Origin of the sequence: Hallerella porci, assembly GCF_003148885.1 — a bacterium.
In the GTDB taxonomy this organism is placed as follows: Bacteria; Fibrobacterota; Fibrobacteria; order Fibrobacterales; family Fibrobacteraceae; genus Hallerella; species Hallerella porci.
Genome location: NZ_QGHD01000011.1, coordinates 25,696 through 48,506 on the forward strand (window position 1 = coordinate 25,696; position 22,811 = coordinate 48,506).

The following is a 22,811-nucleotide window of genomic DNA, read 5'->3' on the forward strand; positions in this document are numbered from 1 at the left end:
ACTCTCGCGAGTGTGAGAGTTTTTCTTTGACAAAAGTTGTCAATTACTTGCGCGGATCGCCAGCGTAAACAGCCTTCTTGCCGAGTTCTTCTTCGATTGCGAGAAGACGGTTGTACTTGGCAATACGGTCGGTACGAGAGAGCGAACCAGTCTTGATCTGGCCAGCAGCAGTACCCACAGCGAGGTCAGCGATGAAGGTGTCTTCGGTTTCGCCAGAACGGTGAGAAACGATCGGAGCGTAGCCCTTTTCCTGAGCAGTCTTGATAGCGGCGAGAGTTTCGGAAATAGAACCGACCTGGTTCACCTTGATAAGGATTGCGTTTGCAATGCCAGCTTCGATACCTTCGTTGAAGATAGTCGGGTTGGTCACAAACAGATCGTCGCCAACGAGGTTGATCTTCTTGCCGAGATCCTGAGTGAGAACCTTCCAACCTGCCCAGTCGTTTTCGTCCAAGCCGTCTTCGATCGAGAAGATAGAGAACTTGTCCACGAGCTTTTCGTAGTACTTAACGAGCTGTGCGCTCTTGTAGGTCTTGCCGTTAGACTTCTTGAAGGTGTAAGTCTTATTCTTGTCCCACTTGGTCTTTTCGCTCTTTTCTTCTTGATCACAGAATTCAGAGGAAGCGACGTCGAGAGCAATCTTGATGTCCTTGCCGAACTTGTAGCCAGCAGCTTCGGTTGCATCCTTGAGAGCGGTGAGAGCCTTTTCGAGGGTCATCACACCGGTAATCTTCCAACCGAATTTAGACTTCGGATCTTTCTTCAGAGCAACGCCCGGAGCAAAACCACCTTCGTCACCGACGGTCGTTTCGTAGCCACCCTTCTTGAGAACGCTCTTGAGGGAGTGGAAAATTTCAGTGACCATCTGGAGGCCCTTCGAGAAAGAAGAAGCGCCAACCGGAGCGATCATGAATTCTTGGAAGTCAATCGGAGCAGAAGAGTGAGCACCGCCGTTAATCACGTTGCACATCGGGCACGGGAGAGTGAGTTTCTTGGTGCCATGGAGCTTTGCGATGTACTGATAAAGCGGAAGGCCTGCTTCCTTAGCAGCAGCAACGCAGACAGCCATCGAAACAGCGAGAATTGCGTTTGCACCGAGATGATTCTTGTGCATGCGATCGCCGTCGAGTTCGATCATCTTATCGTCAACAGCTTTCTGATCAAATGCATCCATTCCGATGATGCCTTTGCCTTTCTTTGCAATTTTTTCGTTAACATTGTTCACAGCCTTGGTTGTACCCTTGCCGCAGTATGCCTTGCCACCATCGCGGAGTTCGCAAGCTTCGCGGATACCGGTAGAAGCACCGCTCGGAACCTTAGCGACGCCTTCGACGCCAGATTCGAGAACAACGACAGCTTCGACAGTCGGATTGCCACGGGAATCCAGAATCTGACGAGCCTTAACAGACTTGATAATTGCAGCCATATTTTGCCTTTTGGTTAGAGTGAAAAATCTTTGTTATTGAATATAGAAAAAAATGTGAATAAACGGTAGTATAAGTAGAGTGTCTTCGGTTGTAAAATTCGAATTTCTAATTTTGAATTATGGCATTACTTTCCGTCAAAAATTTATTGCTTCGTTTTAGCGATCCCGCTTTACTCGATCATGTTTCCTTTGATATTCAAGAAGGTGAACGCGTTTGTTTGATGGGACGAAACGGCGAAGGCAAAAGTACGCTGCTCAAAATTCTCTCGGGCGAAATGGAAGCGAACTCGGGTGAAATTATTCGCAAAAATGGTTTAAGAACTTCGCGGTTAATTCAAGAAATTCCTGCGCACATTGCAGGAACTGTCCGCGATATTGTTATCGGCGAAACTCCAGAAAGACATACCGCAGGCGAAGATATTTTAGGAAAGACGGGAATTGATCCGGATGCAAAATATGATTCGCTTTCGGGCGGACAAAAACGCCGCGTTCTTTTTGCGAAGGCGATTGCCGAAGAACCGGATTTGCTTTTGCTCGATGAGCCGACGAATCACTTGGATATTCCGAGCATTCAATGGCTCGAAGGAATTCTCGCGCGGGTGCAATGCACGGTTCTTTTCATCAGTCACGACCGTGCTTTTGTGCGGCGCTTGGCGACTCGGATTTTGGAATTAGACCGTGGACGAATTCGTTCTTGGAATTTTCCTTACGATGAATTTGTGCGTCACCGCGACGCGGCACTTGCCGAAGAAGAAAAAGCGAATAAACTTTTTGACAAGCGTTTAGCCGAAGAAGAAGTTTGGATTCGCAAAGGAATTCAAGCCCGCAGAACGCGTAACGAAGGCCGCGTCCGCGCACTGATTCAAATGCGAAGAGAACGCGCTGACAGAAGAAATCGCACGGGAAATGTGAAAATGCAAATTACCGAAGCGGAACGCTCGGGGCGTCTTGTTGTCCGCGCAGAAAATATTTCGTATTCGTATGAAGGGCGTCCGCTAATTCAGAATTTTTCGACGGAAATTTCTCGTGGCGATCGTGTAGGAATTGTGGGCGAAAACGGCTGCGGCAAAACGACGCTTTTAAAAATTCTTCTCGGCGAACTCACGCCGCAAAGCGGAAGCGTGCGCTTGGGCTCGAATTTACAAATCGCCTATTTTGATCAAATGCGGACTCGTTTGCGCGAAGATAAATCGCTCATTGAAAATATCGGCGACGGGCAAGAATATGTCGTGCTCAATGGACAGAAACGCCACGTGCTCAGCTATTTGCAAGATTTTTTGTTTACCGCACAACGCGCCCGCGGACCGATCAGCGCACTTTCGGGCGGTGAACGCAATCGTTTGCTTCTCGCTTGTTTATTTTCGCATCCGTCGAATGTTCTCGTTCTCGATGAACCGACGAATGACTTGGACATGGAAACTTTGGATTTACTCGCGGACTTGCTTGTAGAATATAACGGCACCGTGATTACAGTAAGCCATGACCGCGATTTTTTGGATAACGTCGCCACCGAAATTTTAGGCTTTGAAGGAGTCGGCGATATTCACGAAAACGTGGGCGGTTATTCGGATTATGCCGAAGCAAAAAAATTGCGCATCAAAGAAGCGGAAAGTGTCTCGGCAAATTTGAAAAAAGAAACGTCCGAAAAACGGGTGAAAGAAAAAAAGAAACGCAGCTATAAAGAAGAGCGCGAATATCAAGCGCTCCCTGATTTAATCGATAAATTGGAAAAAGAAATTACCGAATTGCAAACGGCGCTTGGAACGGAAGAGGTTTATACGAATGCGACAAAACTCATCGAAATCCAAGCGCAATTAGCGGAAAAAGAAAAGCAATTAGAAACGGCTTACGAACGCTTTGAAATTTTGGACGCTTATTAACGTCCAAAATTCTGCGCTTTTTTTATCCCCAGACTTCGTCGGCAATCGATTTGACTAAATCAAGCTTTGCCCATTGTTCGTCTTCGGTTAAGCGGTTACCGATTTCGCAAGAAGCGAAACCGCATTGCGGGCTTAAATAAAGATTGTCAAGAGTAACGAATTTTGAAGCTTCGTGAATGCGTTTAATCTCTTCGTTTCTGTCTTCTAATTTCGGCGACTTCGAAGTAATCAAACCCAAAACGACTTTCTTATTTTTCGGCACGAATTTGAGCGCATCAAAAGAACCCGAACGTTCATCGTCGTATTCCAAATAAAAAGCGTTCACATTTTCTTTGGCAAATAAGTAAGGTGCAACCGGGTCATAAGCGCCTTGAGAAGCGAAGCAAGAATTGTAATTGCCACGGCACACATGCGTGTTGATGACTAAATCTTCGGGCAAATTTTCGATTGCGAGATTATTCAAACGCAGATAAAGAGCTGCTTCGTCTTCAATGGAAAATTCCGTTTTGCCGCGAGCTTTCCAATAATCTTTATCGATGATCATTCCCCAAGTGCAGTCGTCAAGTTGAATGGTTCTGCAGCCCGCTTGATAAAGTTCAAGAATCGTTTCGTGATAAGCTTTTGCAATATCTTGAATCAAGACTTCTTTATCGGGGTAAAATTGATTCGTATTTTTTCCGTTATCGCCGCGGAAAAGTTCTGCCCAAAGTTGCGCGGGCGCAGGAATTGTCTGCTTTGCGATAATGCCTTCTTCTTCAAATTGTTTGACGAATTTATAGTGATTGACAAACGGATGATTTGTTCCTGAAATTTTTCCGGTAATTTGAATGGAACCTTTTTTGGTTTCAATTCCGTGGAATTTGTAACCGTGTTCAAGTTCAATATGTTCAATTCCGTTGAATCCCCAGAAGAAATCCAAATGCCAATAACTGCGGCGGAATTCACCGTCGGTAATCACATGAAGCCCGTGCGCTTTTTGCTTTTTCACCAGTTCGGTGATTAGTTTGTCTTCAACATTTTTCAAATCTTCTGCAGAGATTTTTCCGCTTGCAAAATTGGCTCTTGCTTCTTTTAATTCTGCGGGACGCAAGAAACTTCCGACGAAATCAGCTCTAAATGGTGCGTGAATTGTGGACATGTAAACTCCTTTCTTGTGGTTGTTTTTGATGTGCACAAATCTATAAAGCGAAAAATGAGCTCCTAAAATTTTCTAATAAAAAAGAAAACAATTCTATTTTTGACTAAAATTTGATTGAATTGAAGAAAATTATTCTAAAAATTTCTAATTTCGTAGAATGGAAAATTTAGATGAAATCGATAGAAAAATTCTTCAGCTGATGCAAGAAAACGCAAAGCTCACCACAAAAGAGTTAGCGGATAAAATCAAACTTTCTCCAACGCCTACATTTGAACGCTTGAAACGCTTAGAGCGCGAAGGTTTCATCGATCATTACGCCGCCGTTTTACATCCCGAGAAAACGGGAAATGGGCTCATCGCTTTTTGCAATATTCGTTTAAAGCAACACAGCAGAACGATTGGACTTGATTTTATTCAAGCGGTTCAAAAAATTCCCGAAGTGACGGAATGCTATAATATTTCGGGCGATTACGATTTTATGATTAAAATTTATGTGCGGGATATGCCGCATTATCAAGAATTTGTTTTAATGCGACTCGGAGAAATTAAAAGCATTGGAAGTTTGCATAGTATTTTTGTCATCGGAGAAATTAAAAATTCGCACGCAATTCCGGTTTGATTTTTTCACAGGTCAAATGAAAAACGCCCCGCTTCGCGGGGCGTTCTGCGTTAACTTTTTACTTAGTCTTTGAAGAGAACTTTCTTCGATCCCTTCACGACTTCACCGACCATATAATACGGTTCATTTTTCGCTTTGAGATGCGCTTCTACGTCAGCGAGATTTTTGTCGTCGACGAAGACGAGCATGCCAATTCCCATATTGAATGTGGAATACATTTCGTCTTTTTCCACAGTGCCCGCTTGCTGAATGAGCTTGAAGATTGCGGGAACTTCCCAAGAAGTGCGATCGATAACGACATCGACATCAGCCGGGAGAATACGTGGAATGTTTCCTTGGAAGCCCGAACCGGTAACGTGCACAAGGCCGTCGATTTTTTTCGCATTGGTCAAATCGATGAGGCTCTTGTAATAGCTGCGGTGCGGAACGGTGAGCGCTTCGCCGATAGTTTTGTCAAGGCATTCGACGCGCGATTGCGGTGTGTAGCCGGCGACTTCAAAGAGCGCCTTGCGAGCGAGAGAATAACCGTTGGTGTGAAGACCGGTTGACGGAAGGCCGAGAATTTTTGTGCCCGGATGAATGCGAGAACCATCGATGATATTATCGCGTTCGACGACGCCGACGATTGTTCCCGAAATATCGTAATCGCCTTTTGCGTAGAAGCCCGGCATTTCTGCTGTTTCGCCGCCGATGAGAACCATATCATTTTCGCGACAAGCTTTTGCCATGCCGACGACGATACTGTCCATCACTTGCGGTTCCAAGCTGCCCATCGCAACGTAGTCCAAGAAGAAGAGCGGACGCGCACCTTGCACGAGAATGTCGTTGCAGCAGTGGTTCACAATGTCTTGGCCTGGGAGAGTGTGCGAGCCCATTTCGATATCGACTTTGAGCTTTGTACCGACACCATCTACAGAACTGACGAGCACGGGATCCTTAAAGCCGAGATGCTTTAAAGTAAAAAGTCCGCCGAAGTTACCAACGTCACCCAAGACGCATGGATTAAACGTGGAACGGACAGACTTTTTGACGCCGACCATGGCTTCGTCTGCACGAGAAAGGGAAACACCTGCGTCTGCATAATTCATACGATTTTTTCCTTTGTTTTTTTGTTTTTATTGATTCTTCTTTTGCTGGAGCTGCTTTTCGTCGATGTTGCGAAGCGCATCCAGAATTAAACTTGTCGTATCAGCTTGCTGATTGATATTCACCGCATCGGGCATCAAATGCGTATCCAATTTGAAGAGCGTATCTTCGCCCCAAGAAAGCATGAGCTCAAAGGCGTCGGGACCGGTAAGGCGCCCGCTTTTTGCACAGCAAATTCTGCCGTCTTTAAATGCGATAAATCCCGAAGCGCCGTTGCATTCGAGTAGAACGGTTCCCGTGATGCGGCTCTTTTCCAAAGTTTGCGCAAAATCGATAAAAGGAAGAACGCGTCCACTCGCTAAAAGCGAGAGGCTTTCGAATTCATCGAGCGCTTGATTTTTTGCGCGGAGACGATCGGCTGCGATTTTGTAAAGGCAGACGACGATGCTCGGATTTTTTTCGAGAAATTTGATGAACGCTTCACGAGAAAGGTGAAGCACAGTGCAATCTTCGGCGGCGATAACGGTATTGCTCGTCGCTTCGTTGCAGAGAATTGACATTTCGCCAAAGCACGCACCGGTTTCGAGCCAAGCGATGACATTGTAATGTCCATCGGGGAAAAAGCTTCCGCAAATTTGAGCGCGTCCGCTTTGCAAAACGCAGAAAGTTTTTCCGTCTTGTCCGCCCGAAATAATGGTTTCGCCGGCTTCGTATTCTTTGATCTGTGAATTGAGCAAAAAAAAGTCTGCGGATTCCCGCGGAATTTGCTGCAGGAAGGGGACTTCTCTTTCGTAAGATGCCGAGATCCAATCACCGATGCTAGAACGATTTGTCATATCTGCTTAAAAATTAGAAAGTTTGCGATACCATCTGGACGGCTCATCTTGAAAATATGCCGGATGTAGGATTTTTGCGACATCGAGCAGTAAAGAGTCGGGTTTGACGACTGCGCTTTCATAAAAATCGAGGCCGCCTGCAGGACCTTGCCGTAAATTATAGCCGTAAATTTCGCCGGTTTTCCAAACGGGGAAAAGTTTCACGCGGCTTTCGCCCGCAAGAATTTCTTGTAAATTTTTTCCGTAAGCGTTCAACCAAATGTCGGCTTTTTGCACATCGGAAAATGCTTTTTCAAAAGGCATCGAAAGAGTTTCTTTCGACGAATCATTTGCCCACAAGTAAATGCCGCCAGCGTCTTGAATTAAATGCGCCATAAAACTTTTCCCAGTGGACGCATACCAAGTTCCCGCAGCTGCAGAACCGGTAAAGACGATGGGTTTTGCTTTTACCATCGCATTGATTTTTTGCAAAATTTCTCTGTAGCTTTTTTCGTGTGCTGCAAAAAGCGAATCTGCGCGGGATTCTTTGCCCGTTAAAATGCCGAAGAATTTTAACCATTCGGCTTTGGCGAGCGGACTATTTTCAATCCATTCCGAAGTTAAAATCACGGGCATTTTTAATTGAGCGAGTTTGGGATAAGCGTCGTAAATAGATTCGCCCATCGAGAATGCGAAAATCGCATCGGCGTTAAGCGCATAAATTTTTTCGGGAGAAAGCGCTGCGCCTTCGCCGACTTCGTTAATTTGTACGGAATCTGCCCATGCATAAAATGCAGAATCTGCGATGTATTTTTTCGTATCGATGCCGACGATATTTTTTTCCATTTGTAGCGCAGACAAAAATCCGAGGTAAGTGGAAGAAAGGGCGACGATGCGTTTTGCGGGAATAGAAATTTGCGGATAATTCGAAAGGTTTGGCGGAATTTCTTGGGGCGAAAGCGAATCTTTAAGCAGCCAACGCACTGGCGCCGCTTTCCCGTTTTGAACTTGCAAAATGCGGAAACTGCCGCAAGAATCGACGGAAAAATTTTGAGCGTAAGCGAGGGTGAGCGCGGGCTTTTCTTCGCAGGCGGGGATGATTTTTTTTTCTGGAGAATTTTCTTTGCAGCCGTTTAGCGCAAAAAGGCAAAGAAAAAAGGCGAATAAAGGGAAAATTTTTCTCATAATGTAAAATTAGAATTTTGCGTTTCACTAGAATGGGGCAATTTTCCGTCAAATTTTGTATGCAAATCACTCCGCATTCTTTTTTTAAGCTATTTTAATTGTATGAAATTCAGAAAGCTTTCCCTATTCCTGTTTGTCGCAACTCTTTGCGCACTAACAACTTCCGCTTTTGCTGAGCCCGAAGAAGGCTTTTACGAAAAGCACGATATCCGCGGATTTATTTCTATCGGCGGCGACTATCGCGGAATGCGTAGTGCCTACGTGGATTACTTGAACAAGACTTTGTTCAAGCGCAATTTCGGGCATATTATTGAAACGCAAGCGCCGGGAGATACCGCGGTCACAAAAACTTTTGAACGCGATGAATCGGTCGGCAAGTACGAACACTTTGACGATTACTATATCGGTCTGCACGTGGAAGTCGGTGCGCAGTATCATCAATTCTTGACTTGGTTCGACATTAACTTTATGCCGACTCAAGTTTCGGATAAACCGTCGGATAAGAACAGCAACGGCTTTGATCTTTACGACGTGAAGTGGTTCTCTTACGGAATCGATTGGATGTTTGGTTGGAAGCTTTTCGGGGAAAACACAGTCATCAATTTGATTCCATCGGTGGGTATCGGTTTTAATTTGCTGAATGTTCACTTGGGCTCGAATTATTCGTTTAAAACGGATGACGGCGATACGGTGAAAGTGCGCAATCGTTATTACAGCGTTTTCTCGCCGACGTTTAATGCGCAACTCGAACTTCGCTTTGCACTTGATCCGTTCTCGGTCGGTGCTTACGGCGGTTACCGCGTTATCCGATTCGACGAATTTGATGTCGAAGGTTATAAATTAGGCGATCCGGATAACAACGGCGACACGTGGTTTATCGGCGCTAAGCTAACTTGGACATTCCTCTCGGAAAATCAGCGGAAGCTGCGGGATAAACTTTAGTCTGCATTCGCGGAAGCAAAAACAAATCTTGAGCCAGCACATCTCTGCTGGCTTTTTCTTTGTCCATGATGCGTTCCATCGGGATGTAATAGGTGGATTCGTGGCGTAGATTTTGATCGGTGTGCCAATGGATGGTGCGATCTTTGTTGGTGTATTTGAAATTCCAACCTAAAAGCAATGTGGGAATTTTTTGTTTTAAAAGTGTGCTTGGAAGCCCGCCGAATTGTCCTTGCGTGGAAACGAGAACGAGAGCATCGAGTTGATTGTATTGCGCATAAAGTAACGCATCTTCTTTGAGCGCCATATTCGGGCAAAGCGAATGCGCGTAATCCAGCGACGCAAAGTGAACACTAAAACCCGCTTTGACGATTTCATCGGCGAAATGCATAATGTTGCGATGTCGATAATCGTTATCCAATTCGGGATTGCGATAAGGATGATAGTAATGCGACATCATTTCGAGTGGACGATTGGGCCAAAAATAGCGGCTCGCTTGGGCGGCGACCCAATTTTTTAGTCCGAGAAGATTGATGCCGTTGCAATCGGGATTTTGGAATCGATAGTATTCGTTGACTTTTCTTAGCGTAAAACCATCGACGAAAAGTCCGATTTTGAAACGGGTGAGAGGTTGTGTTTGTTGCATGAGGTTTCTCCTTTTGGATAAAAGTGAAACCTCATCTATATAGACGTTTTTTTCAGAAAAAATGTTCGCTTTGTAAATGAGAATTTACAAGGTTAAGCATTTTTTGCATTATTTCCCGGGAGTTGGCTCTTTGGCTTCCCAGTTGGATGGCTCGTAGCCTGAAATGCGATAATCGACGCGGTTTAAGCTAAATCCGTAGCCATCGGCTTCTTTGGGCCAGAGACCGTTATCCGAATAGAGAATCGCATCGGAAACTTGATAATAGACGATGAGAGAATCTTTCAAGTTCTTCGCGATTTCCAAAGGATTTTCAACGGAAATTTTTTCGCCGCGGTTCGAAAGCTTACCCGTGTACTGGAAAACCTGAACGGAATCGGCAAGCGCGCCTTCCCACTTTTTGCGGAATTCGTCTACAGTAATGCTCACCGACGTGTAACCGTCCGTATCCGTATAAGAAGACGGGATAAGAACTGCGACTTCACCTGGTTCGAGCGTATGGTTCTCTCCAAATTCAAAGCCGACACCGCCGATTTTCCAGCCTTTGTCGCTCAGGTTGAGCATGGGGTGGAGCGTTACCGTCGAATCACCCTTGTTCACGATTTCAAGGAATTCCACGTCGCCGTCGAGCGGATTGTAGAAGACTTCGCTGATGTAAATCGGTCCGAGATCGATTTCGGAATTCCTAGCGCCTTCAGTCGGTTTCAGCAAAGTTCCCTGCTGGGTCGACCCGTCGGAAAGTTCGATTACGCCGGCAGAAAGCCCCGTCGGGACGGCGGAATATTCCATGCCCGATTCCACACCGGTCACTTCACCATCCTGCACTTCGCGCAGGTAAACCGCTTCACCGCGGGCGACAAAAGAAACGCTTGACTCGTTACCGTCTTCCGTCAGGAGCGTGTGCAAAGAAAGGTAAGCGCCACCCGCAATCGTCGTTCCGCTCGGAATGTAACGGACGCTGTCTTTTGCGTCAGCACGGACAACCTTCCATCCGCTGATGTCCGTTGTCGAAGTTCCCGCATTGTAAAATTCTATCCAGGAGCCGGTTTCGTCGCTGTGGTACGGCATGATTTCGTTGATGCGCACCGAGGAAGTTGCATAATAAGGATCTTCGGTCGAACCCGGATTTCCGTTCACGATCTTGCTCGCCGCCCAGGATTCCGCATAGGCAGGATTTTCTCCCATGTAAACGAGAGAGCTCCCATTGCCATCGGCAAGACTTGGCCAAGGAGGATTGTTGTCGTAACGGGCGTCAAAGTCGCCTTTACCGTCGAGCTTCACTTCCAACACGTCGCCCGAGTTCGAAAGCTTAAAGCCGGCGTCCCACTGGAACAGGCGCCCCTTGTAATCCGGATACTTTTCACGGAAAAGCGCCGAGTCTTCCGTCACCACGATGATTTCACCCTTGTCGAGTGCTTCATCGGGGAACGTAAATTCCACAGCGCCGTCCAAACGCAAATTCACGTTGGACATGCTGGAAAGGGATGTTCCCGAAAGGGTGAGTTCCACAAATTCCGGATAGCCGTCCGCCGGATGATACATGAGTTCCGTCACGGCCATCGCCGGGATCGAAACGGTACGCGTTTTTCCACTGCTGCTTTCGGAGCAGGCTGTCATGGAAAACGTAGAGAGCATGGCGGCGGAAACCGCCAAGGGTAATATTTTTTTCATGCAAAGATCTCCTTCGAATCTTCAAAGTTACCTGCCAAATATGGGAAGCGCGCATCGCGGAAGTCCTTCGGCTTTTCGTAAACGCGTTTCCATTCGGCAGCTGCATTTCCGAACTTAGAAAATGCGCCATGCTTTAAATTAAAACGACGAATCAAATCGAGCATCCAATAAGGTACCTGCAAAGCCGGACATTTGAGTTCAAGCACAGCATTGCAGTCCTTTTGGAAGAATCTCGGAATACCCGTAGACCACATTTCCTGCGGATTCACGGTATAATCGAAGCCGTTTTCTTCGCGGAAGCGCATTCCCATATCGATCGTCACACGGGAATATTCTTCGCGAGTGCCGAACCAGGCGCGACGCTTGTACTGCGTGAGCAGTCTCGGATGTGCATTGTGCAGCCACGTCTTGTTCAAGAATTCGCGGATGTATTTGCGGTCCTGGTCCGTTTTGCACGGCCATTCCTCTTCCGGGTGTTCCCAGACAAAGGAAGGATTTACGCCTTTGATGGTTCCACGGCTCTTGTAGCAGACACGTCCGATTTTGCGTTTGCATTCAAAGTGAAAAAAGCCGTCATCGGCCGGATGTTCCCCATACGTGCGGACGCGCATGTTGAAGCGGTCCAATAGCCCCGCCTTTTTCCAGCCGAGGAAAGTCCAGCGCGGCGAATCCAGGTACAAATTCGTAATCCAATAAAATTTACCCGGTGTGATTTTGGAATAGTAGTCCTCTTCACAGTACGGCTTCAAGAACTCGCCTATCTCGTCGGCGAGCGATACTGGAATATGATACTTGAGCTCGAATCTTTCGAGCAGGCTGAATCCGCGCGCTTCACTCATTTTGCAGGTCCCGCTTTCAAATGATTCGTCACATCGGTACGCGCAAGCGCACCCATTCTGTCGAGCATATCCAAGTAGATGGTAAAGATGTCCATATCGAGCTGAACAATCTTCAGCTGGCTCTGCAAGGAGCTTTCCTTGGCGCGCAAAAGAAGAAGAGGATCGTTGCCCGCCTTCGTCGCAAAGTCTTCGAAGAGCGCGCCCTGGTCCACCTGTTCCACGAACTTCTGCTGCACATCGCGTTCCGCGATCAGGCCGAGGATTTCTTCACGCAAGCGTTCCACCTTCTGGCTCAAATCGCGCTTCGCTTCCTGGTAGTCGCGTTCGCTTTCGAGAACGTCAATCTGGCGCTTGAGGTTCGAATTGTCGTTTCCCGAGAAGAACGGCAAACGAATAGCGACAGAAGCATAGAACTTGTCTTGAGTTCTGCGGTCGTCGTCAGTACGCTGCAACTGCCATTCTTCTGTGCAAGAAGAACCAGAGCAGGACTGCGTCACCCATTTGTACTTGTACTTTGCATGCACGTACTTGTAGCCGACGCCGATCTTCGATATGAAATTGCGTTCACCGGCCGCGTCCTGGCCCGCCTTCTTTTCGTTCACCAGCCACTTGGCTTTCGCGGCGGCGACGTCGGCGTACTTTTCCGCATCCATCGGCATGTCCTTCAGAATACTCTTCAGCTCATCTATCGTCGGAAGAAAATTCGAATCGATCGAAACGGAATCGTATCCCTTCACAAACGAAAGGAGCTTGAGTTTCGAATCGTTCATCGAGTTCGAATCCGCCACGAGCTTTGCACTGATCGCAGCCTGTTCTTCCATCGCCGTCACCAGGTCCTGCAAACGAAAGGTTTCAGAACCCGCCAGCGCCTGCAAGACTTCAATGCGGTCCGCGGCGATCTGAGCGAGCTGTTCATGGATCAAACGGATCTGCTGGCGCAGCACGTAACGCAGAGCGTGTTCATAACGTTCAAACATCACTGCGGAACGGTCGTAGTTCATCAGCGCACGCTGATACTCCGCCTGGCTCTTCCAGTAAGCTTCATCCGCGGATCCTTCGCCAAACGCCTTCGGCTTGATCTTCAACTCGAAATCATGTTCAAGGAATCCAAAACCGTCGAGCGTATATTCAAACTCGAGATCATCCCAAAGTCTGGTGCAAGAACGGCCCCCGATAGCAGTCTGCTTCTTTTGCGAAGCCTGAATAACGGGATCTTCATCCGCAGACGCAACGAGCTTGTCCCACGTGAGAGGCTCCGCGACAGCGCATGCCACGAGAATCCCGCACCAAGCTAAAGTTTTCATTCATGACCTCCCTGGATCGCAGAGTTTTCCAAGATCTTCGGCATTTTGCTTTTTTCCGCAATCGTCACTTTTTCGCCGAGAAGGAGACCGTTCTTGTCCGGAACGCGAATCATCACTTCACGACCGTAGAGCGGCATATCGACCATCTTAAGCAAACGGATCGGATACGGAACGATGCGGCTCGACATCCCAAGCACTTCACCATCCATGCGTTCACCGGAACCGCTGATCACTTCGATCGCGTCACCGACCTGGATGCGGGTGTACACCTTTTCGTTGATGTAGCCGCGCACGAGAGTCACCGCCTTGTGCGTCAAAGTGATGATCGGGTTGTAGCTCGAAATTTTTTCGCCGTCACGCGCTTCCACAGTCGCCACGACCCAGCCTTCCTTGGCGATGATCGTCAGTTCCTGCTGTTGCTGCTTCAGGATGTCCATTTCGCGGCGGAGCGCTTCGGCTTCTGTCTTGTTGCTGGACTTTGCAAGGCCCTTGCTACCGCGCAGAAGACGGATCTGGGAAGCGGCATTCGATTCCGCAATTTTCAATTCCTGCTTCAGATTGCGAATGGAAAGCAGAATACCGTTCGAGCTGTCTGTCTTGATCGAAGTCGAAATGCTCTTGAGCTTCGAAGAAATCGCCTTGTTCTGTTCGTACTGCTGACTGAGCTTGTCAATTTCAAGAAGAATCGTATTGCGCTTGATGTTCAAATCCGATTGAATGCTCGCCACCTTCTGATCGATGTCCGCCGAATTCAAATTGGTACGGCCTTCGAGAGCGTCGAGTTCACGGGTAAGCTCGTTCATACGCACAGCAAGATCCGGACGGCTGAGTTCCACAAGCGTATCGCCCGCCTGAACTTCCTGACCAGGAATCACGTGAATTTTCACGACTTCTACCGCTTCCGGCATACTGACAGTCGTTTCCGCAGCTTCCGCAATACCCGAGAACACAATCTTCTGACCGTGGAAAAAATAACCGAGGGCAATAATCGACGCGACCGCAAAAATCCAAGCGATAAGCATCTTGTGCGATTCGATTGCATGAAAACGCGAAGAGTTCAGATCTGCCAATTCGTCTAATTTTTTAGAGAAACCCATGATAGCCTCCTACACTTCCGTCGTCGCGTCTTGCATCATGAAGTGAATGTCCGAAATGCCCGGGACCAGAGTCAGCTCCTTCAGCACTTCATTTGCCGGGCGCTTGCGGCGCAGTCGAACCTGGTAGGCTACATCAATGCGTTCTCCTCCGTCCACCTCTCGCATCGTAATCAGCACAAATGTCTTGATATTCGCCCGCATAATCTTTTCTAACTGAGCGCGGGATTCCGAATTATTCGGCATTGCAAAACGGAGCATACCGTCGAAGAAATTCTTGGTACCGAGTCCCGAACGGGAAAGCACAAAAGCGATTACACAAAAGGTAAAGGTTCCACCCGCAGCGATACCCCAGGCAAACACACCGCAGCCGATGCCCGCGCCGAGTGCCGCAAACAGGAACATGATATCACGCGGATCCTTGAAGCTCGTTCTGAATCGAACGATGGAAAGCGCACCGAGCATCCCAAGCCCGCGCCCGACGTTATCGCCGATGGCTTGCATCACCGTCGCAGCGACGACAGAACTGAGGACTAGCGCCTGGACAAAATTTCGCGAATATGAAAGCCCGAGGAAAGTGTGCTCGTAGGTAAAACCAATCGCCGTCGAACAGACGAAAGCGAGAAGCAAAGTATAAACCATCGTGATGACGGTAGGATAAGCAGCACTGGACTGAACGGTCAAAAGGTCAAGCATAAAAGCTCCAATGTTAAGCTACCTTGAAATTAGTTTCAAGCAGACAAGAAAACACCCTAAAAAAAGTTTAACATTCGTTTTTTACCGCATTTTTACAGAGAATTTCGCAGTAACGGGAGTTTTCAGCCCTTTTTATCGACTTTATTTTAAAATACAAAAGGCGGTTTTCACCGCCTTTGAAAAATTTTCGTTTTTCTGTAAACTTTTGGAATTATTCTGTCGGGCCTGCAGGAACTTCGGCAGCGGCAGAGGGCTTAGAAATCAGCTTCATATAAATGACGCCGAGAATTGCTGAAGCGAAACTTCCCGAAAGAATTCCGACTTTTGCCGCAGCGAGGAAGTGGGCGTGAGCCGGATCGTCAAAGGCAAGGCTTGCGACAAAGAGCGACATCGTAAAGCCGATACCCGCGAGCATTCCACCGCCGAGAAGAATGCGCCAGTTGACGCCATTCGGAAGACGGCAAATTTTTGCCTTAATCGCTGCAAACGAAACGAGGAAAATGCCGAGAGGTTTACCGATTAAAAGACCGAGAGCGACAGAGAAAGTTACCGCACTAATCGCTTTCGGTTCGATGACAACGCCGGCGTTTGCCAAAGCGAAGAGCGGCATAATCACAAAGTTCACCCACGGTTGCAAATGCGTATTCAAACGGCCTTGCAAAGAACCGCTTTCGCGCGAAGTGCGTTCGAGCATATCCAAAACTTCTTTGCGTTGATCATTGGTCATCGGGCGGTTTTCTTTGACCGCATCGCCGACCGTTACAATCAAACGATCCATATAAGTCTTCGCAACCATCGGAGTCACCGGAGTCAAAAGACCGATAATCACACCGCAGATTGTCGGGTGCACACCGCTTTGCACAAAGCAGAACCAAGCGACAATAGCGAGGACACCGTGGACAAAGAGATTGCGAATGCCGACCTTAAACGAAAGCCAAGTGAGGAAAAGGAAAATCGCAGCGATAGCGAGAGCGCTCCATTGGACGCCGCTCGAATAACCGACGGCGACGACGATAATCGAACCGATATCGTCTGCAATTGCGAGGGTCAAAATCATCACGCGTAAGCCGTGCGGAATGCGGGAACCGAGAAGAGCCATACAGCCAACGGTAAAGGCGATATCCGTAGCCATCGGGATTCCCCAACCGTGATGAGCTTCGCCCGGGCAAAGGATAAGATAAATGAGAGCGGGGAAAATCATTCCGCCGATAGCGGCGAGAATCGGGAGCAAAGCTTTCCGCACATCGTGCAATTCACCTTGAACAATTTCACCTTTCACTTCCAAGCCGACAGAGAAGAAGAAAATCGTCATTAACGCATCGTTAACAAGCCAGCCGATGCTCGGAGCGTGATCGCCGAGGGCTTTGCCTAAGCTCCAAGAACCGATATGAAAATCAAATGGTAAATGCCAGAAAGCGTTATAGGTTTCGTTGGATAAATTCGCCCAAAGAAGAGCTAAAAATGTCACAACGATAAGACCAATGCCCGCAGTGGATTCCACTTTGAGGAATCGCTGAACCGGAGCTACAAATTTATCGATTGCCGCACGCGGCATATCTGTTCCGAGGACTTCTTTTTCTGCCATGGCTTTTCCTTTTTGATGAAAGCACCCCAAAAATAAAAAAAGCACCTATTAAATTTCAAATTTTTCGCATTGTCTTTGAACAAATTCCTTTTTTTCGAATAAAATGAGGTTTGTTTATAGAAGTGCGGCTTTGAATGAGATTTTAGAACTTAGCGCTTAGAAATTCTAAGATCAAAGTTCTCCGCTCTAAGTTCTTAAAAATGGCGCTTCGCACGAAAACTTCCAAAATTAACCGCTAAAAAATTCGCACTTCCAGACCTATTTGGTGAGTAAAACGGCACCATTCAAAAGTGCAAAGCCCCGTTTTACCCAACAAATGTCCCTATTCAAAAGTGCAAAGCCCCGTTTTACCCAACAAATGTCCCTATTCAAAAGTGCAAAGCCCTGTTTCGCCCAACAAATGCTCTTCACAAAAGTGAATTGCCAGATTTGGTAGTAAAAACAGCCCTTTTCAAAAGTGAATTGCCAGATTTGGTAGTAAAAACAGCCCTTTTCAAAAGTGAATTGCCAGATTTGGTGGTAAAAACAGCCCTTTTCAAAAGTGAATTGCCAGATTTGGTAGTAAAAACAGCCCTTTTCAAAAGTGAATTGCCAGATTTAGTAGTAAAAACAGCCCTTTTCAAAAGTGAATTGCCAGATTTGGTGGTAAAAATGCCACCATTCAAAAGTGCAATGCCCCATTTGGTGGGTAAAATGGCATCTTGCAGAAATGCGAGGACACATTTGGTGAGTAAAACGGCATCTCGCAGGAATGAGATCTTAGAACTTAGAGTTTAGAGCTTAGCATTTCTAAGATCAAAGTTCTCAGTTCTAAGTTCTCTCTCAATTCCTAACTTGCCGAAGGCGGAGCACTGCGTAGCCGTGCGCACTCATTTCTAATAAAAAAGGCTCGCTAAAAGCGAGCCTTTTTTAATCAATACATGTGCGGAGGCGGCCAACGCGGGTTCTTTGAACTCATATCGACCTTGTAGAAGTTTTTGTCATAGCGACCGTCATCTTCACCATAGAGACGCATTACATAACGCGACATCCACTTGGCGATTTTCAAAACGGTGAGCTTATGACGCAAACGACCTTGGCAGTCGCGGTTCATAATATCCGGGAGAGTGTTCGTCGTCAAAATTTCGTCGATAGCAGGGCTGTTCAACTTTTCGCGGGCTTCTGGGCTCGAATTGAAATGCGAAACGCAGAAACAAACGCGGTTGGGTTTTCCTGTTTTCAAGTAATCGCAGCAGCGAACAATCGTCGAACCGGTGCGAACCATATCGTCGAAGACGATGACATCTTTGCCTTTTAAATAATCCAGCTGCACTTCGCTATCCGGAGAAAGCGACATGCTGACTTCGCGTTCGCCTGTACGCACCTTGCTCATAATCACGCGTTTGCATTTTGAGAGTTGGAGCGCATCGAACATCGCGTTTACAAACGGAGTTGCACCTTTATCGGGGGCGACGATGACGAGGTTATCGCCATCTTTTCCGGTTTGCACGAAATTCGAAGTCTTAATATAATGGGCATACACTTCCGTCGGAATCATATTGTGGAAGTGTCCGCCAAAAATTTCGCTGTAAAGATTCTGAACTTTGACCGAGTGATTGTGCACGGTAACGACTGCATCGACTCCCGAAGCCTTCAAAAGCTGCGCATAAAGTAATGCGGTAAACGGCTGACCGTCGAATTTTTTCAAATCCGAAACGGGGCGGTCTTTTTCTAAATCGCCGACGCGATGAGCGCCGCGGTCTTGTGCACTGTAGAACAAATCCGGTTCAATTAAAACAACGCTTTCGGCTCCGTTTTCTTTGGCGGCACGTGCCAAAATGCAAGCGCGCATAGCTAAATCGTTGCGGCTCCACTCGTGAGTTGTCGAAGAGCAGATAAGAACGATTTTGCCTTTTAAGCGCTTACCGATGTTTTCGTCGTCGAAAACGTCGAGCATGTAACGCGGGCAGAATTCGGTATTCGCGTAGGTCTTGAGCGAAACGGTATCGGAGATGTCTTCGCGGAGTCCGATGTATTGAGCCATGTCAATAGCAAACGGATCATCCGTAAAGGTTCCTGTAACTATGAATCGATCTTGCATCCAAGGAATCCTTTTTGATGAGTAAACAAAAAAGTAGAAAATTTTCTCTAATTTAAATTGGCGCCGTCGATAATCCACTCGCAGAGAGAATGGATGTTATCGTAATCGGGAAGGAAATGATGCGGATCTTCGCGGTGAACGCGTTCGACAAATTGATGCCACACATGTTCATTTTTCCCATCTAATCCTAAATGCTGTTCAATGGCTCCGCGGGTCCAGACCCAAATGCCGACCTTTGCCAATTTATTGTGAATATTTTCTAACGGTTTCCGCGCTTCGGGGAGGGCTGCCATCATCGCGTAAGCTTCACTTGCCGAGATGCGCGATTTTTTGCTCACCGGAATGCCGTGAATTAGACGAATATGTTCTTGCAAAGAAAGTTCGCGGAAAAGCGATTTGCAAAAATCGATATCGGGATCATCTTTGGCTAAGAATCCGTCTTGTTGCGCATTGTTAAATGCATAATCCAAATCGACGATGGCGCGGACCGGTAAATCCATCGCCGCTAATACTTGCATACTTTTTCGCGTATTGCTTACGCCGCCTTGATGCACCAACGCACAGCGAATGAGCGCAAACGAAAGTCCCGTCATTTTTTCAAAAAGAGTCGGGAGAACGCGCCATTCGGTTTTGCCTTCGGTTAAAAGCACGTAATCGGCGAATAAAAGCTCGTTGGAATTCGAAAGGGAGAAAAGCATTTGCAGCTGCGCTTGCGCATCGGTAATGACAGAATGCACAGCGTCTTCCATACGGCGGCGCATAAAGGTTCCGCGTTCTTTATTCTTTCGGATGAGAAGAGAAGTGCTCACATCTTCGCTCGTAACCATTTGTGCGGAATGCGTTGCAAAGACGACTTGATAACCTTCGTGCGAAAGATTTTTGAGGGCGACGCGGACAAGTTCAACGGCTTGCGGATGCAAAAATAATTCGGGTGAATCGATTAAAAGAAGTGTGCGGCTGAGGTAATGATTGTTGTGATGCTTTTTTACTTCGTCCAAGTAACGCACAAGCGCCATTTGGATGGCGCGTTTTGAGCCTGCGCCCATCGATTGAATGTCGCGTTCAAAGCCGTCATCTTCGTCGAGGACGTTGAGCTGCGCCGTCGAAAGAAATGCGTTGAGAGTCGGCGCTTGAATGTCTAAGCGCACGTTGACAGAGGGAAAAAGTGGGCGGAGTTTTTGATTGAGCCCGCGTTCAAATAATGCAAATTCTTCGGCGCGCGAATCGCTATGCGCATCCAAAAGGGCGCTGAATTTTTGAATGAGTTCGTTAAATTCTTTGCCCAAGCGACGTTCTAACGGTTTAAAAATTTCATTGAGCAATTTTGCGAATGCTTTATCGCCTTCAAAATCCCAAATCTGAATGGGCGGCGGAAAAATGCGAGAAAATGTTTCTTCAAATCCAAATGGAGCTTTTACCCATTCGCCTTTTCCTTTGGCGGCGTCCCAATCGAGAACCCAAAATTCAACATCGGCTGCGTTTTCGCCGGGGACGCGCTGCGAACGTTGCACGCGCAATTCACCGTTTTTTAAAAATGGCGCTAGAAGTTCGCGCTGTTCGGGTTCGAGTTTTTCTAAAATCGCGGGCGAAATTCCGCCGAAAAGACCTTCGGCTTCGACAGGAATATCTGGATTATCAAAGTAAGAATTGTTGAGAGAAGAGCGATACAAAAGCCAACGAATTCCCATGAGAATATTCGTTTTGCCCGCATTATTGTAGCCGATGAGAGCGGTAAAATCGCTCAGCGGAAATGTCTCCTCTCGGATTGAGCGGAGATTTCGAATGGTAATCGATTTTAATTGCAACGCTTCCATGATTTTAAAGTAAACAAAATCGAGAAGCGAAGACGGAAAAAGTTTTTGGTTTCTGCGGGATTTTTGGATTACACGCAATTTTGCCTGATAAGCGAACTTTATTTTAAGATTTTATATATATCTATGTTATGGGAAATCTTGTCATTAAGCGTTATCTTGGACTTTGCGGGCTGATTGCTTTTGGCTTGATTTTTAATCGCATTTTTGCAGAATTGACTCTGCATTTTCATTTGCCGCTGTATTTGGATTCGATTGGGACAATTTTTGTGGCGGCTTTGGGAGGCTTTTGCCCCGGTGCGATTGTCGGATTTTTGACGAATTTTATCGGGGGCATCGTTGATTCTTCGACATTTTATTATGGAACGATCAATTTTTTAATCGCCGTTTGTACGGGAATTGCGGCGCGCTTTGGCGCCTTTGAAAGCATTCGCCGGCTGCCGATTCTTTTGCTCTTCCTCATGATTTTAAGTATTCCGGGCTCGCTATTTTCGTATTTCCTTTATCATTTTGAAATTGCGGAAAATGTGGTTTCACCGATTACGCAGGATTTGCATAGTCGCGGCCTTCCGATTGTTCTTGCGCAAATTCTCGCGGACTATTTGACCGAAGTTCCGGATAAAACGATTTCTGTTCTCGTCGCGTACACGCTTTATCAATTGACGCCGAAGAAAATTTTTCACTTTTTTGATATGAGTTCGGGCCGAATCATTCTCGGAAATCCGAAATTTCATTCGGGGAAGGAATCGCTCCGGCATCAAGTGAGCGTGTTTTTAGCGTTTGCATGTTTGGCTTCGGTTTTTGTTGCGACGGCTGTGGGCTATAAAATTTTTACGGAAACGAAACAGCAAGAATTTACTTTGCTTTCGCATTCGGTAAATCATCTTATTTCGGATGCGATTCAGAAAACGGATTCGGCGTCAGTTGAAAAATACATTGCGGAATTAGAAGAAAAATATCCGCAAATTGCTGCGGTGACATGGAATCGTCCGCCGATGGAAAATTCGTCGGTTGTCTGCGATGAAGGCGCATTTACGGTTTGCACGCGGTTTAGTTCCGAAGCGATTCAAAGTGAAGTGATTCTTTTTTGCACAAAAATTTTCTCTACATTATCCGGACTTTTGCTCTGCATTGTTTTTGCGGCGATTCTCTTTGCCAATCAGCGGGTCGTTTATCCGATTCAAGAAATCACAGCGGAAATGGAAAATTTTGAATACGATAGCAAAGTCGGGCGTAAAAAATCCATTGCGAGCATTTGCGCGCTCCCGATGCAAACGGGAAATGAAATTGAAAATTTGCACAAGTCAATTATTAAAGCAGTTGAAGAAATCGATCATTACATTACAAAATCCAAGGAACAATCCGATTTGATTGCAGCGTTACAGATGAATATCATTACGACTCTCAGCAACTTGGTCGAAACGCGAGACGAAACGACGGGCGGTCATGTGCAACGGACGGCGAATTACGCAAAAATCATCGCGCGGCAGTTACAGAAAGACGGCGTTGAAAAAGAAATTGATGATAAATTTGTCGATACAATTTACGTGGCGGCGCCTCTTCACGATATCGGAAAAATCCGCGTGTCCGATATGATTTTAAATAAACCGGGAAAACTCACCGTCGAAGAATTTGATCAGATGAAATTGCATTCGGTTTTTGGTCGCGATATGTTGGCTGCGGCATCCAAAAATTTGGGCGATTCGGATTATTTGCAAATGGCGAAGGAAATCGCTTACAGTCATCACGAATGGTGGGACGGTTCTCGCGGTTATCCGGAAAAATTAAAGGGCAAAGAAATTCCGCTTTCGGCGCGGATTATGGCAGTTGCCGATGTGTTTGACGCTTTAGTGTCGGTGCGTCCGTATAAAAATGCGTTCTCTCTCAACGAAGCGATGAAAATTATCGCAGGGGAAAGTGGAACGCATTTTGATCCCGATGTGGTAAATGCTTTCTTGAAAAATCGTCCGCTTATCGAACGGATGTTAAAGCGTTCGTGA

At 46.8% G+C, this 22,811-nt stretch carries 19 protein-coding genes; 5 read left to right on the forward strand and 14 right to left on the reverse strand.

All coding sequences use genetic code 11. The features are described from left to right. Window positions 1-43: 43 nt before the first annotated feature. Window positions 44-1,426, reverse strand: a complete 1,383-nt coding sequence (eno, locus tag B0H50_RS06855; protein ID WP_106198796.1) for a phosphopyruvate hydratase — start codon at window positions 1,424-1,426, stop codon at window positions 44-46. Between the two features lie 119 nt (window positions 1,427-1,545). Here eno and B0H50_RS06860 point away from each other — a divergent pair, with 119 nt between their 5' ends. Next, a complete protein-coding gene (locus tag B0H50_RS06860) occupies window positions 1,546-3,306 on the forward strand; it encodes an ATP-binding cassette domain-containing protein (RefSeq protein ID WP_106198795.1) in 1,761 nt (586 codons plus the stop codon). Window positions 3,307-3,328: 22 nt separating this feature from the next. Here the strand turns inward: B0H50_RS06860 and B0H50_RS06865 are convergent, their stop codons facing one another. Beyond that, a complete protein-coding gene (locus B0H50_RS06865) occupies window positions 3,329-4,444 on the reverse strand; it encodes a 5-methyltetrahydropteroyltriglutamate--homocysteine S-methyltransferase (RefSeq protein WP_106198821.1) in 1,116 nt (371 codons plus the stop codon). Window positions 4,445-4,601: 157 nt separating this feature from the next. Here B0H50_RS06865 and B0H50_RS06870 point away from each other — a divergent pair, with 157 nt between their 5' ends. Continuing rightward, window positions 4,602-5,063, forward strand: coding sequence for an Lrp/AsnC family transcriptional regulator (locus tag B0H50_RS06870; RefSeq protein ID WP_106198794.1), 462 nt, complete (start codon window positions 4,602-4,604; stop codon window positions 5,061-5,063). Window positions 5,064-5,125: 62 nt separating this feature from the next. On the opposite strand, the gene purM is transcribed toward B0H50_RS06870, so the two are convergent. Genes purM through B0H50_RS06885 form a run of 3 tightly spaced genes read right to left on the reverse strand, consistent with a single transcriptional unit; the run spans window position 5,126 to window position 8,149 of the window. Next, entirely contained in the window at window positions 5,126-6,151 is a 1,026-nt protein-coding gene (gene purM, locus B0H50_RS06875; protein ID WP_106198793.1) for a phosphoribosylformylglycinamidine cyclo-ligase, read from the reverse strand. 27 nt (window positions 6,152-6,178) lie between these two features. Continuing rightward, window positions 6,179-6,985, reverse strand: coding sequence for a cyclic nucleotide-binding domain-containing protein (locus B0H50_RS06880; RefSeq protein WP_106198792.1), 807 nt, complete (start codon window positions 6,983-6,985; stop codon window positions 6,179-6,181). 6 nt (window positions 6,986-6,991) lie between these two features. Then, window positions 6,992-8,149, reverse strand: a complete 1,158-nt coding sequence (locus B0H50_RS06885; RefSeq protein ID WP_106198791.1) for an ABC transporter substrate-binding protein — start codon at window positions 8,147-8,149, stop codon at window positions 6,992-6,994. Between the two features lie 102 nt (window positions 8,150-8,251). Between B0H50_RS06885 and B0H50_RS06890 the strand changes: the two genes are divergently transcribed. Continuing rightward, on the forward strand, window positions 8,252-9,091 hold the full coding sequence (locus tag B0H50_RS06890; protein WP_106198790.1) for a hypothetical protein: 840 nt from the start codon (window positions 8,252-8,254) through the stop codon (window positions 9,089-9,091). Here B0H50_RS06890 and B0H50_RS06895 read toward each other — a convergent pair. The 7 genes from B0H50_RS06895 to nhaA all read right to left on the reverse strand — a co-directional run bounded on the left by B0H50_RS06895 (window position 9,033) and on the right by nhaA (window position 16,920). Continuing rightward, window positions 9,033-9,734 (reverse strand): NYN domain-containing protein, encoded by a 702-nt coding sequence (locus B0H50_RS06895; RefSeq protein ID WP_106198789.1) that lies wholly within the window; start codon window positions 9,732-9,734, stop codon window positions 9,033-9,035. The genes B0H50_RS06890 and B0H50_RS06895 overlap by 59 nt on opposite strands. 108 nt (window positions 9,735-9,842) lie before the next feature. Then, window positions 9,843-11,402, reverse strand: a complete 1,560-nt coding sequence (locus B0H50_RS06900; protein WP_109587469.1) for a lamin tail domain-containing protein — start codon at window positions 11,400-11,402, stop codon at window positions 9,843-9,845. After that, on the reverse strand, window positions 11,399-12,241 hold the full coding sequence (locus tag B0H50_RS06905) for a polyphosphate polymerase domain-containing protein (protein WP_100425218.1): 843 nt from the start codon (window positions 12,239-12,241) through the stop codon (window positions 11,399-11,401). Before B0H50_RS06905 ends, B0H50_RS06900 begins: the two co-directional genes overlap by 4 nt. Beyond that, a complete protein-coding gene (locus B0H50_RS06910; protein ID WP_109587470.1) occupies window positions 12,238-13,545 on the reverse strand; it encodes a TolC family protein in 1,308 nt (435 codons plus the stop codon). The genes B0H50_RS06905 and B0H50_RS06910 overlap by 4 nt, the downstream gene beginning before the upstream one ends. After that, window positions 13,542-14,642 (reverse strand): HlyD family secretion protein, encoded by a 1,101-nt coding sequence (locus tag B0H50_RS06915; RefSeq protein ID WP_106520012.1) that lies wholly within the window; start codon window positions 14,640-14,642, stop codon window positions 13,542-13,544. Before B0H50_RS06915 ends, B0H50_RS06910 begins: the two co-directional genes overlap by 4 nt. Window positions 14,643-14,651: 9 nt before the next feature. After that, window positions 14,652-15,335: a DUF4956 domain-containing protein gene (locus B0H50_RS06920; protein ID WP_109587471.1), complete on the reverse strand. Its 684-nt coding sequence runs from the start codon at window positions 15,333-15,335 to the stop codon at window positions 14,652-14,654. A gap of 211 nt (window positions 15,336-15,546) precedes the next feature. Continuing rightward, the gene (nhaA, locus tag B0H50_RS06925) at window positions 15,547-16,920 is read right to left on the reverse strand and encodes a Na+/H+ antiporter NhaA (RefSeq protein ID WP_233244588.1); all 1,374 of its coding nucleotides are present in this window, start codon (window positions 16,918-16,920) and stop codon (window positions 15,547-15,549) included. 420 nt (window positions 16,921-17,340) lie between these two features. Here nhaA and B0H50_RS06930 point away from each other — a divergent pair, with 420 nt between their 5' ends. Next, on the forward strand, window positions 17,341-17,697 hold the full coding sequence (locus B0H50_RS06930) for a hypothetical protein (protein WP_109587472.1): 357 nt from the start codon (window positions 17,341-17,343) through the stop codon (window positions 17,695-17,697). Between the two features lie 136 nt (window positions 17,698-17,833). Here B0H50_RS06930 and B0H50_RS06935 read toward each other — a convergent pair whose 3' ends face one another. Next, entirely contained in the window at window positions 17,834-19,000 is a 1,167-nt protein-coding gene (locus B0H50_RS06935) for a ribose-phosphate diphosphokinase (protein ID WP_106198782.1), read from the reverse strand. 47 nt (window positions 19,001-19,047) lie between these two features. Further along, window positions 19,048-20,892 (reverse strand): ATP-dependent nuclease, encoded by a 1,845-nt coding sequence (locus B0H50_RS06940; RefSeq protein WP_233244591.1) that lies wholly within the window; start codon window positions 20,890-20,892, stop codon window positions 19,048-19,050. Window positions 20,893-20,942: 50 nt separating this feature from the next. Between B0H50_RS06940 and B0H50_RS06945 the strand changes: the two genes are divergently transcribed. After that, window positions 20,943-22,811 carry an HD-GYP domain-containing protein gene (locus B0H50_RS06945; RefSeq protein ID WP_106198781.1) on the forward strand — a complete coding sequence of 623 codons (1,869 nt, stop codon included), beginning with the start codon at window positions 20,943-20,945 and terminating at the stop codon, window positions 22,809-22,811.

Excerpts from the sequence above, each read along its gene's own strand:
- B0H50_RS06865 (WP_106198821.1), bottom strand. The coding sequence starts at position 4,444 with ATGTCCACAATTCACGCACCATTTAGAGCTGATTTCGTCGGAAGTTTC.
- B0H50_RS06905 (WP_100425218.1), bottom strand. The coding sequence starts at position 12,241 with ATGAGTGAAGCGCGCGGATTCAGCCTGCTCGAAAGATTCGAGCTCAAG.
- B0H50_RS06945 (WP_106198781.1), top strand. The coding sequence starts at position 20,943 with ATGGGAAATCTTGTCATTAAGCGTTATCTTGGACTTTGCGGGCTGATT.
- nhaA (WP_233244588.1), bottom strand. The coding sequence starts at position 16,920 with ATGGCAGAAAAAGAAGTCCTCGGAACAGATATGCCGCGTGCGGCAATC.
- B0H50_RS06885 (WP_106198791.1), bottom strand. The coding sequence starts at position 8,149 with ATGAGAAAAATTTTCCCTTTATTCGCCTTTTTTCTTTGCCTTTTTGCG.
- B0H50_RS06870 (WP_106198794.1), top strand. The coding sequence starts at position 4,602 with ATGGAAAATTTAGATGAAATCGATAGAAAAATTCTTCAGCTGATGCAA.
- B0H50_RS06860 (WP_106198795.1), top strand. The coding sequence starts at position 1,546 with ATGGCATTACTTTCCGTCAAAAATTTATTGCTTCGTTTTAGCGATCCC.
- B0H50_RS06880 (WP_106198792.1), bottom strand. The coding sequence starts at position 6,985 with ATGACAAATCGTTCTAGCATCGGTGATTGGATCTCGGCATCTTACGAA.
- B0H50_RS06910 (WP_109587470.1), bottom strand. The coding sequence starts at position 13,545 with ATGAAAACTTTAGCTTGGTGCGGGATTCTCGTGGCATGCGCTGTCGCG.
- B0H50_RS06895 (WP_106198789.1), bottom strand. The coding sequence starts at position 9,734 with ATGCAACAAACACAACCTCTCACCCGTTTCAAAATCGGACTTTTCGTC.
- B0H50_RS06890 (WP_106198790.1), top strand. The coding sequence starts at position 8,252 with ATGAAATTCAGAAAGCTTTCCCTATTCCTGTTTGTCGCAACTCTTTGC.
- B0H50_RS06920 (WP_109587471.1), bottom strand. The coding sequence starts at position 15,335 with ATGCTTGACCTTTTGACCGTTCAGTCCAGTGCTGCTTATCCTACCGTC.
- B0H50_RS06935 (WP_106198782.1), bottom strand. The coding sequence starts at position 19,000 with ATGCAAGATCGATTCATAGTTACAGGAACCTTTACGGATGATCCGTTT.
- B0H50_RS06900 (WP_109587469.1), bottom strand. The coding sequence starts at position 11,402 with ATGAAAAAAATATTACCCTTGGCGGTTTCCGCCGCCATGCTCTCTACG.
- eno (WP_106198796.1), bottom strand. The coding sequence starts at position 1,426 with ATGGCTGCAATTATCAAGTCTGTTAAGGCTCGTCAGATTCTGGATTCC.
- B0H50_RS06915 (WP_106520012.1), bottom strand. The coding sequence starts at position 14,642 with ATGGGTTTCTCTAAAAAATTAGACGAATTGGCAGATCTGAACTCTTCG.
- purM (WP_106198793.1), bottom strand. The coding sequence starts at position 6,151 with ATGAATTATGCAGACGCAGGTGTTTCCCTTTCTCGTGCAGACGAAGCC.